Origin of the sequence: Pantoea sp. R102, from assembly GCF_004916815.1 — a bacterium.
In the GTDB taxonomy this organism is placed as follows: domain Bacteria; phylum Pseudomonadota; class Gammaproteobacteria; order Enterobacterales; family Enterobacteriaceae; genus Pantoea; species Pantoea dispersa.
Window position 1 is genome coordinate 1 of the sequence record NZ_SDFT01000087.1, and the last position, 14033, is coordinate 14033.

Here is a 14033-nt window from a genome sequence, read left to right on the forward strand (position 1 = left end):
GGTGGCGCTGCTGCTGTGGATCGGCGGCTGGCTGCTTTGGCGCTGGTGGCGCAGCGGCAAAAGCGTCGACTGGGCCACGCCTTATCTGCCGCAGGCGCGGCTGCGCTGGCTGGCTCCGCTGATGGCGCTCATCGGCGTGGGTGCCTTTATTGCGCTGCTGTTCCACCCGATGATGCCGATTTTCCTGCAGCTGCTGTGGAAGGTATTCTTCGCTTAACGCGGTGATACGCCAAGGATGGCGGCCGCTGGGCTCTCGCCGCGCAGCAGGCTGGCGGTGCTGCCATCCCAGTACACCCGACCGTCAACAATCACCAGGCTGCGTGACGCAATCTGCTGCGCATCCTCCAGACTGTGCGACACCATCAGCAGCGTGATAGTGCGTGCCTCGCACACCGCGCGCACCAGCTGCAGCATCTCGCTGCGCAGCGCCGGATCGAGTGCCGAAAACGGTTCATCCAGCAGCAGGACCGGCTGATTACGCAGCAGGCAGCGCGCCAGCGCCACGCGCTGGCGCTGACCGCCGGAGAGCTGGCCGGGCAGACGCGTCAGCATCGATTCCAGCCCGGTTTGCTCCGCAATCTGCTGTACCTGCTGCTGCTGTTCGCGCGTTAGCTTCAGGCCGGGATGCAGGCCCAGCCCCAGATTTTGCTGCACCGTCAGGTGCGGAAACAGATTGTTCTCCTGAAACAGCATCGATACCGGTCGCGCTGAAGGCACGCTACGGGTGTGGTCGACGCCATCGATCAGCAGGCTGCCCTGACTCACCGGCAGAAAGCCGCCGAGCAGGCTCAGCAGGGTACTTTTGCCCGCGCCGCTCGGGCCGAGAATGGCGAGACGTTCACCGGCCTGTGCGCTAAAGCTGAAGCGCATCGGCAGATGCTGGTAGAGATAAGTAAGGTTATTCAGTGTCAGCATGGCGACCCGGTAATTTTTCCATCAGCGTAAACAGCAGCAGGCATAACAGCAGCAGTAGTAGCGCGGTCACCGCGCCATCGGCACCGCGATAGGCGCCAATCTGCTGGAACAGATAAAACGGCAGGGTGCGGAAATCGGCGCTGCCAAACAGCGCCACCACGCCGAAATCGCCAATCGATAGCACGCAGGCAAATGCCAGCGCCTGCGCCAGCGGACGTTTCAGCGCCCGCAGTTCAATCAGCCGCAGGCGAGTAAACCCACTGATGCCCAGCGAGGCGCACAGCTGAGCGTAGCGCGCGCTGAGATCGCGCATCGGATTTTCCAGCACTTTCATAGCGTAGGGGATGGCGATCAGCGCGTTGGTGAAGATCACCAGCGCATCGGCACGCTGCGGCAGGCCAACGGTGGCGTTGAACAGCAGAAAGAACCCGCTTGCCAGCACGATGCCCGGCATCGCCAGAATCAGCATTCCGCTGAGTTCCATGGCCTGCGCGGCGAAGCGCTGCTGACGCTGGCGCAGTTCGCGACTGCTCCACAGCAGCATCATGGTCAGCAGCACGCACAGCACACCAGCACCGAGTGCGATGCGCAGCGACGTCCATGTGGCCTGCCACAGCGCGGGCTGTTGCAGCGCGCCGGCGATGCCGCCGCGTAAGCCGTCGACCAGCACCGCCGTCAGCGGTGGCAGCAGTAACAGCAGTGCCAGCGTAATCAGCAGCGTATCCGCGACGCGTGCGCGCCAGGAATCCTGCGGATCGCGCCAGCCGCGCACCGTCTGGCTACCGGCCGGAATCGCTTTACTGAAGCGCTGGCTGAGCAGCACCAGCAGCAGACAGCAGCCGAGCTGCAGTAATGCCAGCAGCGCGGCGCGGCCGGGATCGTAATCAAAGCTAAGCGCCTGATAAATGGCCAGCTCCAGCGTGGTGGCCTGCGGACCGCCGCCCAGTGCCAGCACGGTGGCAAAACTGGCGAAGCACAGCATAAAGATCAGCGCCGCCGTTGGCAGCAGCGGACGGCGCAGCCACGGCCACTCCAGCAGGCGAAACAGCGGCCAGCCGCGCAGACCGAGCTGCGCCGCCAGCTGGCGCTGCTCGCCGGGAATGCTCTCCAGCGCCTGCAGCAGCATGCGCGTCGCCAGCGGCAGATTAAAGAACACGTGCGCCAGCAAAATACCCTGCAGGCCATAGGGCGAGAAGTGATAATCGATACCGACTGTGGCACACAGCTGCGCCAGCCAGCCGCTGCGCCCATAGACGCTCAGCAGACCGAATACGGCGACCAGCACCGGCAGCACCAGCGTCATGGCGCACAGGCGCAGCAGCAGGGTGCGGCCGGTAAAACGGCGGCGATAGAGCGCGCGGGCCAGCAGAATGGCTGGCAGCACCGAAAGCAGCGCTGACAGCAGCGCCTGTTCAAAGGAGAACGCCAGCACATGGTGCAGATAGCTATCGCTGAGCAGCGCGCGCCAGTCAGTGGCCGGCGCGGCAAGCAGCAGGGCACCGAGCGCCAGCAGCGCGACCGCACACAATAGCAGTGCGCTAAGCGCTCCGGGCAGCAGCCAGCCGGGCATCAGCGGCTGACGGCGCGCTGCCACGCACTAATCCACGCCGCGCGATGGTCAGCCACCTCTGTCGGGGTGTATTGCAGCGCATTAGCAGGCACCGGCAACGCCTGATAACCGGCGGGTAAATCGCTTTTGATCACCGGATACATCCAGTTGCCGGTGGGAATGGTGCTCTGAAACGCTGGCGACACCATAAACTGCATGAATTGCTGCGCCAGCTGCGGCTGTTTGCTGCTGGCGAGCTGCGCGCCCACTTCTACCTGCAGATAGTGACCTTCGCTGAACGGCGCGGCGGCGTAGTTATCCTTTTTCTCTTCAATGATGTGGTAAGCCGGCGAGGTGGTGTAGCTCAGCACCAGATCGCTTTCGCCTTTGAGGAACAGACCATAAGCTTCGCTCCAGCCTTTGGTGACGGTCACGGTTTTGCTGGCCAGCTTCTGCCAGGCAGCCGGCGCTTCATCGCCGTACACTTTCTGCATCCACAGCAGCAGACCGAGCCCCGGCGTGCTGGTGCGCGGGTCTTCATAAATCACCCGCCATTTTTCCGGGCTTTCGACCAGCTCCTTCAGGCTGTGCGGCGGATTCTTTAGCTTGTTTTTGTCGTAAACGAACGCGAAGTAGCCGTAATCAAACGGGATAAAAGTGTCATTGTGCCAGCCGTCCGGCAGCTGCAGTGCACGGGTATCCACCGTGCTTTTGCTGAACAGGCCGGTTTTTTCCGCCGCCTGAATCAGGTTATTGTCCAGCCCCAGTACCACGTCGGCCTTGCTGTTCTTTCCTTCCATACGCAGGCGATTAAGCAGCGATACGCCATCCTCCAGCGCCACATAGTTCAGCTCACAGCCGCAGCGGGCCTCAAAGGCTTTTTTCACTGCCGGACCGGGGCCCCAGTCGGCGGCGAACGAGTCGTAGGTATACACGGTGAGAACGGGTTTGGCCGCCAGAGCCGGCGCAGCGATCAGCAGCAACAGGGGCAGAACTTTATTTAACACTTTGCGTTCCTTAAGGAGAAGGTAAGGTTGCGTCGCAAAGGATCTGAGGGCGGAGCATCTCAAATCCCTACGCCGGTACGAGCCGGATCAGGTTCGACGGGTCTCTCTCAGCCAGTTAACCGGCACCCCGTTGAGAACGACATATTCTAGACATTTACAGGACAACGCGAAAGGTTCACCTGCTGGTCGTGTTGTCTCCTGCTGCCTTTTTTACAGCTCCGGCGGGGCGAACCAGGCGGACTTGAAGTCAAACCAGCCGAGCGTGTTCAGCCGCACGCCACGCATGCTGCGCTGGCCCTCCAGCAGCAGCCAGTGATGAAACAGTGGATGCAGATAGTCGCTGTTTACCAGCTGTTTGCTCCACTCCGCCAGCGGCAGCGCTTTCTCACGCCAGCGCGCGGCGTCGGCCTGCCAGTCGAGCGGGATACAGTGATGCATCAGCGGTAGCTCGTAGAGCTGAGCGAACAGGGCGTAGTCGAGCGGCAGGGTAAAGTTGACGCTGCCCAGCCAGATGTCACTCTCGCCCGCGCCGTCGAACCAGCTTTCGTAGCTCACTTCGCGGGTAATCAGCTCGACGCCCTGCTGCGCCAGCAGCGGCCGCAGCGCATTGGCGATGCCCTCGTGTTCGACGTGGTGGCTGTACCAGCTGAGCGTCAGCTGGGTCACGCCGTCGGGCTTGTGGGCTGGGGTGATATCGCGCCGATGGTGCCAGCGCGGCAGCAGGCCATAAGCCGGGAACCAGTAGCGCTGATAGCCGACGCCGGCATGATTGAGCAGCGCGATAGGGTTAAGCAGATCGCTCACCCAGCGGCGGAAACCGGCATCGCGCCCGCGTTCAGAGCGCTGATCGAACAGCAGAAAATAGCAGCCCTCTTCGAGGCGACTCTCTTCCGATTTTTCGTCGTCGTTTTCGCCTTCCAGTTTTACACCGGCGTAGACCAGCTCATCGCTGATCTCCGGCAGCACCCAGATCGAGACATCATCAATCAGCGCGCGGTAGCCGAAGTAGTCATCAAACGCGGCGATTTTTAGCTGGGTTTGCTGATTGCGCACCACGCTGTACGGACCGGTGCCAATGGGCTGACGGGCGAAGTGGCGCAGTGTCGGCCATTCACGCGGCAGAATCATGGCGCTGACGCTGGCCAGCAGCCACGGCAGCCAGCAGTCCGGCTGGCTGAGATGGATATCCAGCGTCCACGGCGCCGGCGAGTGCAGTTGGTCGATATGCGAAAACAGCGGCTGGCTGCGCACCCGTTCCAGCGAGGCGATGACATCCTCCATCTCCAGCTCGCGGCCATGATGAAAGCGGATTGCCGGCCGCAGGAAGAAGCGCCAGTGCAGCGGAGAGGTTTGCTGCCAGTGATGGGCGATGTCGGCGGCGATTTCCCCCTTTTCCTCATTTATACGCGTCAGGCCGCTGAATATCTGACGCGCCAGGTGGGTTTCTGAACGGCGCAACGGCGAGCCGGGCAGCAGGTTAGGCAAGGGCCGGTAGTAGAGCACGCGCAGAATATGCTTGCCCTGGCGAAAGCTGCGGCCAAGGTGCGCGGCAATCATCTGCCGCACCTGGTTTTTATCGCCCACCAGCTGCACCAGCTGGTCGATGCGATCCTGCTCCAGCAGGTCTTCTGCGCGCTGCTGCTGTAGCGCCAGTCCGGTGTAGCAGAAGCTCAGCAGCGAGCGTTTACCGCGACCGGCTTCAGCCTGCCAGATCAGCCAGCCCGCCGCCTGCATGGCGTTCAGCAGGTTACGCATGTGGCGGCGTGAGCAGTGCAGCAGTTCAGCCAGCTCGCTCAGCGTGGTTTCCTGATCCTGGCCCTGACAGTGTTGCCACAGGCGAATGAATTGCTGTTGCAGACGCGCAGAGGACATAAAAGGGGAACTCCTTCTCGACTTCGCTCAGTTTTTCCTGCCCCATATTAGAGGCATACTGGCGGGCAATGGAAGAGCGGGAGGCATTCAGCAATGAATGGCGCTCTGCCAGCGGTTCCGCCGACGTGGAACCTTTTCTGAGTAGGGTGCAATTTCACCGCCAGCGGAGTTTTTCTCTGCTGGCTTTTTTCGTTTTGCTGTGGAATCTTCTACGCTGTTTTTTTCCCGGTCTTTTTCCTCAAAGGGATTTCTGCATGAAATCGCTGTTACCGCGGCCGCGCCGCCTGAATCCGGTTTACCTCTCCTTTATGGCAGTGTCGTTTATGGTCGGCGTGGCGGGGGCGTTACAGGCGCCGACGCTCAGCCTGTTTTTGACGCGCGAGGTGCAGGTGCGGCCGTTCTGGGTCGGCCTGTTCTTTACCATCAATGCCGTCGCCGGGATCGTGATCAGCCTGCTGATGGCGAAGCGTTCGGATAACCGTGGCGATCGCCGTCATCTGATCCTGTTTTGCTGCCTGATGGCGGTGGCCAACGCGCTACTGTTTGCCTTTAACCGTCACTATCTGACGCTCATCACCCTCGGTGTGCTGCTGTCGGCGCTGGCCAGCGTGGCGATTCCGCAGATCTTCGCGCTGGCGCGTGAATATGCCGATCAGTCGGCGCGTGAAGTAGTGATGTTCAGTTCGGTGATGCGCGCGCAGCTGTCGCTGGCGTGGGTGATTGGGCCGCCGCTGTCGTTCGCGCTGGCGCTCAACTACGGCTTCGTCACGCTATTCTGCGTGGCGGCGGTGATTTTTCTGCTGAGTATGCTGCTGATCTGGCGCACGCTGCCCTCGGTGCCGCGCATCGCCGCCACGCCGGAGCAGGTGCTGATGCAGCTCAGCCCGTGGAAAGACAGCCAGGTGCGGCTGCTGTTTATCGCCTCGGTGGTGATGTGGGCGTGTAATACCATGTATATCATTGATATGCCGCTGTATATCAGCGCAACCCTTGGCCTGCCGGAGAAGCTGGCGGGTCTGCTGATGGGCACCGCCGCCGGGCTGGAGATCCCGATCATGCTGCTGGCCGGCCATTACGCGAAGCGCTACGGCAAGCGCAAGCTGATGTTGCTGGCGCTGGTAGCGGCGATTGTATTTTATCTCGGGCTGGTGCTGTTCCGTTCTCAAACCGCGCTGATGGTGCTGCAGCTGTTTAATGCCGCGTTTATCGGCATCATCGCCGGCATTGGTATGCTGTGGTTTCAGGATTTGATGCCGGGCCGTGCCGGTGCGGCGACCACCATGTTCACTACCTCGATTTCAACCGGGTTGATTATCGCCGGCCTGATTCAGGGGATACTGAGTGAGCGCTTTGGTCATGAGTCGGTGTACTGGCTGGCGCTGGTGATGGCGGTGGTGGCGCTGGTGCTGGCGGCGCGGGTACGGGATGCGCGGTGAGGGCGGTGTGGAGATTGAAGGTCGCCATCAATGGCGACCCTGCGGGGCATTGCGCGTTTCGGGCATGTTTTGCACATTTTGGTCGCCATAAATGGCGACCCTACAGCGCATTGTGCATTTAAGCATCTTTGGTCGCCATCAATGGCGACCAAATTACTGACGCGTTTGCTGTAAGGTGCGCATTGCTGCGCACCGGGTAAACCTTAGCGCAGAAACGCTGGCTGGCTGGATTCGTAACTGGCGATGGACGCTTCATGCTGCAGCGTCAGGCCAATGCTGTCGAGGCCGTTGATCATGCAGTGACGGCGGAAGCTGTCAATTTCAAAGTGGTAAACCTTGTCGCCGGCGGTGACGGTCTGCGCTTCGAGATCCACGGTGAAGCGGATACCCGGCTGCGCGGCCACCAGTTTGAACATTTCATCGACCTGCTCTTCGCTCAGCTTCACCGGCAGCAGCTGGTTGTTAAAGCTGTTACCGTAGAAGATGTCGGCGAAACTCGGCGCAATCACCACGTGAAAACCGAAGTCGGTCAGCGCCCACGGCGCGTGTTCACGCGAGGAGCCGCAGCCAAAGTTCTCGCGCGCCAGCAGGATGCTGGTGCCTTTGAACTCCGGCTTATTCAGCACGAAGCTGGCGGTCGGCTGGGTGCCGGCATCATCATCAAAACGCCAGTCGTGGAACAGGTGTGCGCCAAAGCCGGTGCGCGTTACTTTCTGCAAAAACTGCTTCGGGATGATGGCATCGGTGTCGACGTTTGCGGCATCCAGCGGGGCCACAATCCCGGTGTGTTGGGTAAATTTGTTCGCCATGGCTTAAGCTCCCTGAGTCAATTCACGAATGTCGGCAAAACGACCGGTTACCGCCGCCGCAGCAGCCATCGCCGGGCTCACCAGATGGGTGCGACCGCCGCGACCCTGGCGACCTTCAAAGTTACGGTTACTGGTTGAGGCACAGCGCTCGCCCGGATTCAGACGGTCGTTATTCATTGCCAGGCACATCGAACAGCCCGGCAGACGCCATTCAAAACCGGCTTCGAGGAAGATTTTGTCCAGACCTTCGGCTTCCGCCTGCGCTTTCACCGGACCAGAACCTGGCACCACCATCGCAACCACGCCCGGCGCGACTTTGCGGCCTTTGGCAATCGCGGCAGCCGCGCGCAGATCTTCGATACGTGAGTTGGTGCAGGAACCGATAAACACTTTATCGATGGCTACCTCAGTCAGTTTGATGCCCGGCTGCAGATCCATATAGGCCAGCGCTTTCTCGGCGGAAGCACGTTCAACCGGATCGGCAAACGAGGCAGGATTCGGGATGGCCTGATCCACGGCCATCACCTGGCCCGGATTGGTGCCCCAGGTGACCTGCGGCGCGATATCGGCAGCATTCAGCGTCACGACGGCGTCAAACTGCGCGTCGCTGTCGGACTTCAGGGTGCGCCAGTAAGCCACCGCCTGCTCCCATTGCTCGCCCTTCGGCGCAAACTGCTTGTCTTTCAGATAGGCAAACGTGGTGTCATCCGGTGCCACCAGTCCCGCTTTGGCGCCCATCTCAATCGCCATGTTGCACAGCGTCATGCGGCCTTCCATGCTCAGCGCTTCAATCGCCGGGCCACAGAATTCAACCACGTGACCGGTACCGCCGGCGCTGCCGGTTTTACCGATGATCGCCAGTACGATGTCTTTGGCGGTGATGCCCGGCGCAGCTTCGCCCAGCACTTCAATCTTCATGGTTTTCGCCCGGCCCTGTTTCAGGGTCTGTGTGGCGAACACGTGCTCCACTTCGGAGGTGCCGATACCGAACGCCAGGGAACCGAAGGCGCCGTGCGTTGCGGTGTGCGAGTCGCCGCAAACGATGGTCATGCCCGGCAGCGTCATGCCCTGCTCAGGACCGATCACGTGCACAATGCCCTGGAACGGGTGGTTCAGGTCATACAGCTGAATGCCGAACTCAGCACAGTTCTTCATCAGCTCCTGCATCTGGATACGCGCCATTTCACCCGAGGCGTTGATGTCTTTGGTCTGGGTGGAAACGTTGTGGTCCATGGTGGCAAAGGTCTTCGACGGCTGGCGCACTTTACGGCCGTGCGCACGCAGACCGTCAAACGCCTGCGGCGAGGTGACTTCGTGAATCAGGTGACGATCGATATACAGTAACGGCGTTTCGTCTGGCGCTTCGTGAACGACATGTGCATCAAATAACTTCTGGTATAAGCTTTTCATTTTGTTATTTTTCCTCGCTGATGTAACCGGCAATGATGCTGCCCATTTCATCGGTGCTCACGGCAGGGCCGTCACCGGCCAAATCACGGGTGCGATGGCCCGCTTCCAGCGCACGGCTTACCGCGCGCTCAATGCTATCCGCAGCGGCATCAGCGTTCAGGCTGAAACGCAGCAGCATCGCCAGCGACAGAATCTGCGCAATCGGGTTGGCGATGTTCTGGCCGGCGATATCCGGTGCGGAACCGCCCGCCGGTTCGAACAGGCCGAAGCCCTCTTCATTCAGACTGGCCGAAGGCAGCATGCCCATCGAGCCGGTAATCATCGCGCACTCGTCCGACAGAATGTCACCAAACAGATTCGAGCAGAGTAAAACGTCAAACTGCGACGGATCCTTAATCAGCTGCATGGTGGCGTTGTCGATGTACATATGGCTCAGCTGCACATCCGGATAATCTTTTGCCACTTCGTTGACGATTTCACGCCACATCACTGAGGTCGCCAGCACGTTGGCTTTATCAACGGAAGTCACTTTGTTACGACGCTTGCGCGCAGCTTCGAAGGCGTTGCGGGCAATACGCTCGATTTCAAAACGGTGATAGACCTCGGTATCAAAAGCGCGTTCATGCGCGCCGCTGCCTTCGCGGCCTTTCGGCTGGCCGAAATAGATGCCGCCGGTCAGCTCACGCACGCACAGGATATCGAAGCCGCGGGCAGCGATGTCGCTGCGCAGCGGGCAAAATGCTTCCAGACCTTTGTACAGCGCCGCCGGGCGCAGGTTGCTGAACAGTTTGAAGTGTTTACGCAGCGGCAGCAGCGCACCGCGCTCAGGCTGGCCAGCCGGCGGCAGGTGTTCCCATTTTGGACCGCCGACCGAGCCGAACAGAATGGCATCGGCCTGCTCAGCACCGGCCACGGAGGCGGCGGGTAAAGGTTCACCGTGACGATCGATGGCGATACCGCCGACATCATATTCGCTGGTGGTGATGCGCATATCGAAGCGCGCGCGAATCGCGTCGAGAACTTTCATGGCCTGCGCCATCACTTCCGGACCGATTCCGTCGCCTGGCATTACCGCAATATGATAAGACTGAGTCATAGTTACACCGTTTCCTTCTGATCTTTAAATTTACGCTGCAATTCTTTTTCGACCTGCTTTGCCCGCCAGATGTTGTTCAGGGCATTCACCATCGCTTTCGCCGAGGATTCGACGATGTCGGTCGCCAGGCCCACGCCGTGGAATTTACGCCCGTTGTAGTTGACCACGATATCGACCTGACCCAGCGCGTTTTCGCCGTGGCCTTTCGCGGTCAGCTTGTAGTTCACCAGTTCAGCATCGAAGCCGGTGATACGGTTAATAGCCTGGTAGACGGCATCAACCGGACCGTTACCGGTGGCGGCGTCGGCTTTGGCCTCTTCGCCGCAGCCCAGCTGCACCGACGCCGTCGCGGTGACGCTGGAGCCGGTCTGCACGTTGAATTCGTTCAGCTGGAAGTACTCCGGCTCTTCATTCTGCTTATTAATGAAGGCCAGCGCTTCCAGGTCGTAATCGAACACCTGGCCTTTTTTGTCCGCCAGCTTCAGGAAGGCGTCGTACAGCGTATCCAGGTTGTAATCGGACTCTTTATAACCCATCTCTTCCATACGGTGCTTCACGGCGGCACGGCCGGAGCGGGAGGTCAGGTTCAGCTGAATTTTGTGCAGGCCAATCGATTCTGGCGTCAGGATTTCGTAGTTTTCGCGGTTCTTCAGCACGCCATCCTGATGAATGCCGGAGGAGTGGGCGAAGGCGTTGGAACCGACCACCGCTTTGTTGGCCGGGATCGGCATGTTGCAGATCTGGCTGACAATCTGGCTGGTGCGGTAGATTTCCTGATGATTGATGTTGGTGTGCACGTTCATGATCTGCTGACGGGTTTTAATCGCCATGATCACCTCTTCCAGCGCACAGTTACCGGCGCGCTCGCCCAGGCCGTTCAGCGTGCCTTCGACCTGACGCGCACCGGCCAGCACTGCCGCAATGGCGTTACCGGTCGCCATACCCAGATCGTCATGGGTATGTACCGACAGAATCGCTTTGTCGATGTTCGGCACGCGCTGTACCAGCTGACCAATGATGTTGGCGTACTCGCCCGGCAGGGTGTAGCCCACGGTGTCCGGAATATTGATGGTGGTGGCGCCGGCGTTGATTGCGGCTTCTACCATGCGGCACAGGTCGTCAATCGGCGTACGGCCACCGTCCTCGCAGGAGAACTCAACGTCATCGGTATAGTTGCGCGCCCGCTTAATCATGTGCACCGCGCGTTCAATCACTTCCGGCAGCGTGCTGCGCAGTTTAGTGGCGATGTGCATCGGCGAAGTGGCGATAAAGGTGTGAATACGGAAGGCGTCGGCCACGCGCAGCGATTCGTAAGCCGCGTCGATATCTTTCTCGACACAGCGCGCCAGACCACACACGCGACTGTTTTTGATGGTCCGGGCAATGGTCTGCACGGATTCGAAATCACCCGGCGAAGAGACCGGAAAACCGACTTCCATTACATCCACGCCCATCCTTTCCAGCGCCAGGGCGATCTGCAGTTTTTCTTTAACACTCAGGCTGGCCTGTAATGCCTGTTCGCCGTCGCGCAGAGTGGTATCGAAAATTATTACTTGCTGGCTCATGGTCATCTTCCTTTTGCATTGACTTCGCCGGTGCTACGAGCATAAAAAAACCCGCGCAGTGGCGCGGGTTTTTTAACTTTCAGCAGGTTCGAATCAGTTGTTGATTTCGCCCACGAGTCTACCGCGCAAACTGGATGCGTTAAGTAGTAGACCGAGTAGACGAAAAGAACGTGACATGAATCAAACCTCGTAAAATGAGTGCTGCACATATTGGTACTGGATTCGCCTGGCGATGTCAACCCTAAGTGAAAGGGTATTTCTCTGGCCGGAAAAGGGCGATGTGCTGGGATTATCGGTCATCGCAGAGCATTGCCATTAATTAACGGTGGCTTAGCGCGTTATGCCACTTTAAAAAATCTTTTAAAAAAGGCGGATAATTTTAAGTTGCTGAATTATATGTTTTTAGTAAGGCTTATTCGTCAGGTGGAAAAACAAGATAAAGCTTGTTGCTTAGCAGATTGTGATGTGGAAGAGGGATTTAAGAGTTAATCACGCCAGAAACGCGGTAGCGGAAAAAATTGTGGGCTAAACACGCTGGCAATATGAAAATCATATTTCTTACAACACGCTGTAAATAATCTGCAAACCAGCATTTTCCTCTGTCCTTATGCCATCGCATTAGTTTATTCCTCCCGGGCGATAATCACACGTCAGTGCCTTTTTTGTCACTGACAGCGCCGTGCCGCCTTATGACGTTTGCAGGCCGGGTTTTCTGCGGTTATGGTAATCGACCTACTCTCAAAAGAATCCACGCAGGTAGATTCCCTGTACCTGGAAGACGAAATGAATGGCGTCTTCTGAGCATAAACATAAGGTTTTGATCTTAATTGGCAATAAAGGGACAGATGCGAGCGGCACGCAGAATAGCGTTTGCTGGCGCAGCTGGCTCTCAAGCCTGGAGGCAGAAAATGGAGATGTTGTCAGGAGCCGAAATGGTCGTCCGTTCGTTAATCGATCAGGGCGTTAAGCAGGTATTCGGTTATCCGGGCGGTGCGGTGCTCGATATTTATGATGCGCTGCAAACGGTCGGTGGTATTGACCACGTGCTGGTGCGCCACGAGCAGGGCGCCGTACATATGGCGGATGGCCTGGCGCGCGCGACCGGCGAAGTCGGCGTGGTGCTGGTCACCTCAGGTCCTGGCGCCACAAACGCTATCACCGGTATTGCGACCGCTTATATGGATTCCATTCCGCTGGTAATCCTCTCTGGTCAGGTGCCGTCCTCGCTGATTGGCTATGATGCCTTCCAGGAGTGCGACATGGTGGGGATTTCGCGTCCGGTGGTGAAGCACAGCTTCCTGGTGAAAAGCACCGAAGAGATCCCAACGGTGCTGAAAAAAGCCTTCTGGCTGGCGGCCAGCGGTCGTCCGGGGCCGGTGGTGATCGATCTGCCAAAAGATATTCTGAATCCGGCCAATAAGCTGCCTTACGTGTGGCCGGAAACCGTCAGCATGCGCTCTTACAATCCGACGCTGCAGGGCCACAAAGGCCAGATCAAGCGCGCGCTGCAGACGCTGCTGGCGGCGCACAAGCCGGTAATTTACGTCGGCGGCGGGGCCATTACTTCAGGCTGCGAGGCGGAACTGCTGCAGCTGGCAGAGCAGCTGAATATTCCGGTCACCACCTCGCTGATGGGGCTGGGCGCGTTCCCGGGCACGCATCGCCAGTGTGTGGGCATGCTCGGTATGCACGGCACCTATGAAGCCAACATGACCATGCACAATGCCGATCTGATCTTTGGTATCGGCGTACGCTTTGATGACCGCACCACCAACAATCTGGCGAAGTATTGCCCGAATGCCACCGTGATGCACATTGACGTCGATCCGACCTCGATCTCCAAAACCGTCAGCGCCGATATTCCGATTGTCGGCGATGCCAGACAGACGCTGACGCAGATGCTGGAGCTGCTGGCACAGAGCGAGGCGAAGCAGGAGCTCGACAGCCTGCGTGACTGGTGGCAGAGCATTGAAGGCTGGCGCAGCCGCAAGTGCCTCGAATTTGACCGTACCAGCGACAAAATCAAACCGCAGGCGGTGATCGAAACCATTTGTCGTCTGACGCACGGTGAGGCGTATGTGACCTCGGACGTCGGCCAGCACCAGATGTTCGCCGCGCTTTACTACCAGTTCGATAAACCGCGTCGCTGGATCAACTCCGGCGGCCTCGGCACGATGGGCTTTGGCCTGCCGGCGGCACTCGGCGTGAAGATGGCGCTGCCGCAGGAGACCGTGATTTGCGTAACCGGCGACGGCAGTATTCAGATGAATATTCAGGAGTTGTCGACCGCGCTGCAGTATGACCTGCCGGTGCTGGTGCTGAACCTGAACAACCGCTTCCTCGGCATGGTGAAACAGTGGCAGGACATGACTCC

General features: G+C 59.1%; 11 protein-coding genes, 1 pseudogene and 1 riboswitch. Of the genes and pseudogenes, 4 read left to right on the forward strand and 8 right to left on the reverse strand.

Going from position 1 to position 14033, the window contains the following annotated elements; translation table 11 throughout:
* A pseudogene (locus ERD80_RS10310) lies at positions 1-217 on the forward strand (DedA family protein); the annotation flags it as partial.
* On the opposite strand, the gene thiQ reads toward ERD80_RS10310, so the two are convergent.
* The 4 genes from thiQ to sgrR all read right to left on the reverse strand — a co-directional run bounded on the left by thiQ (position 214) and on the right by sgrR (position 5343).
* Positions 214-915, reverse strand: coding sequence for a thiamine ABC transporter ATP-binding protein ThiQ (gene thiQ / locus ERD80_RS10315; RefSeq protein WP_021507579.1), 702 nt, complete (start codon positions 913-915; stop codon positions 214-216). The pseudogene ERD80_RS10310 and the gene thiQ sit on opposite strands and share 4 nt — an antisense overlap.
* Complete coding sequence (gene thiP, locus ERD80_RS10320; protein WP_136546812.1) at positions 899-2509, reverse strand: thiamine/thiamine pyrophosphate ABC transporter permease ThiP; 1611 nt, start codon at positions 2507-2509, stop codon at positions 899-901. The genes thiQ and thiP overlap by 17 nt, the downstream gene beginning before the upstream one ends.
* Entirely contained in the window at positions 2485-3471 is a 987-nt protein-coding gene (thiB, locus tag ERD80_RS10325) for a thiamine ABC transporter substrate binding subunit (protein WP_125308882.1), read from the reverse strand. Before thiB ends, thiP begins: the two co-directional genes overlap by 25 nt.
* Before the next feature lie 46 nt (positions 3472-3517).
* Positions 3518-3611: riboswitch (TPP riboswitch) on the reverse strand.
* 70 nt (positions 3612-3681) lie between these two features.
* Positions 3682-5343 (reverse strand): HTH-type transcriptional regulator SgrR, encoded by a 1662-nt coding sequence (gene sgrR, locus ERD80_RS10330; RefSeq protein ID WP_058770626.1) that lies wholly within the window; start codon positions 5341-5343, stop codon positions 3682-3684.
* A 254-nt stretch (positions 5344-5597) separates the two neighbouring features.
* Between sgrR and ERD80_RS10335 the strand changes: the two genes are divergently transcribed.
* Complete coding sequence (locus ERD80_RS10335; protein WP_021507575.1) at positions 5598-6779, forward strand: MFS transporter; 1182 nt, start codon at positions 5598-5600, stop codon at positions 6777-6779.
* A 203-nt stretch (positions 6780-6982) separates the two neighbouring features.
* Here the strand turns inward: ERD80_RS10335 and leuD are convergent, their stop codons facing one another.
* Genes leuD through leuA form a run of 4 tightly spaced genes read right to left on the reverse strand, consistent with a single transcriptional unit; the run spans position 6983 to position 11659 of the window.
* Positions 6983-7588 carry a 3-isopropylmalate dehydratase small subunit gene (leuD, locus tag ERD80_RS10340; RefSeq protein ID WP_021507574.1) on the reverse strand — a complete coding sequence of 202 codons (606 nt, stop codon included), beginning with the start codon at positions 7586-7588 and terminating at the stop codon, positions 6983-6985.
* Positions 7589-7591: 3 nt separating this feature from the next.
* A complete protein-coding gene (gene leuC, locus ERD80_RS10345) occupies positions 7592-8998 on the reverse strand; it encodes a 3-isopropylmalate dehydratase large subunit (RefSeq protein ID WP_058759634.1) in 1407 nt (468 codons plus the stop codon).
* A 4-nt stretch (positions 8999-9002) separates the two neighbouring features.
* Positions 9003-10094, reverse strand: a complete 1092-nt coding sequence (gene leuB / locus ERD80_RS10350; RefSeq protein ID WP_136546814.1) for a 3-isopropylmalate dehydrogenase — start codon at positions 10092-10094, stop codon at positions 9003-9005.
* Between the two features lie 2 nt (positions 10095-10096).
* On the reverse strand, positions 10097-11659 hold the full coding sequence (gene leuA, locus ERD80_RS10355) for a 2-isopropylmalate synthase (protein WP_021507571.1): 1563 nt from the start codon (positions 11657-11659) through the stop codon (positions 10097-10099).
* A gap of 309 nt (positions 11660-11968) precedes the next feature.
* Between leuA and ERD80_RS10365 the strand changes: the two genes are divergently transcribed.
* Together ERD80_RS10365 and ilvB are read left to right on the forward strand one after the other, a co-directional pair.
* Entirely contained in the window at positions 11969-12148 is a 180-nt protein-coding gene (locus ERD80_RS10365; protein WP_132466716.1) for a hypothetical protein, read from the forward strand.
* 419 nt (positions 12149-12567) lie between these two features.
* Positions 12568-14033, forward strand: a 1466-nt coding sequence (ilvB, locus tag ERD80_RS10370) for a biosynthetic-type acetolactate synthase large subunit (protein WP_136546816.1), incomplete at its 3' end; no start/stop codon positions are given.

Coding starts and splice junctions, on each gene's coding strand:
- thiQ (WP_021507579.1), bottom strand. CDS start 915: ATGCTGACACTGAATAACCTTACTTATCTCTACCAGCATCTGCCGATG.
- sgrR (WP_058770626.1), bottom strand. CDS start 5,343: ATGTCCTCTGCGCGTCTGCAACAGCAATTCATTCGCCTGTGGCAACAC.
- ERD80_RS10335 (WP_021507575.1), top strand. CDS start 5,598: ATGAAATCGCTGTTACCGCGGCCGCGCCGCCTGAATCCGGTTTACCTC.
- leuD (WP_021507574.1), bottom strand. CDS start 7,588: ATGGCGAACAAATTTACCCAACACACCGGGATTGTGGCCCCGCTGGAT.
- leuC (WP_058759634.1), bottom strand. CDS start 8,998: ATGAAAAGCTTATACCAGAAGTTATTTGATGCACATGTCGTTCACGAA.
- leuB (WP_136546814.1), bottom strand. CDS start 10,094: ATGACTCAGTCTTATCATATTGCGGTAATGCCAGGCGACGGAATCGGT.
- leuA (WP_021507571.1), bottom strand. CDS start 11,659: ATGAGCCAGCAAGTAATAATTTTCGATACCACTCTGCGCGACGGCGAA.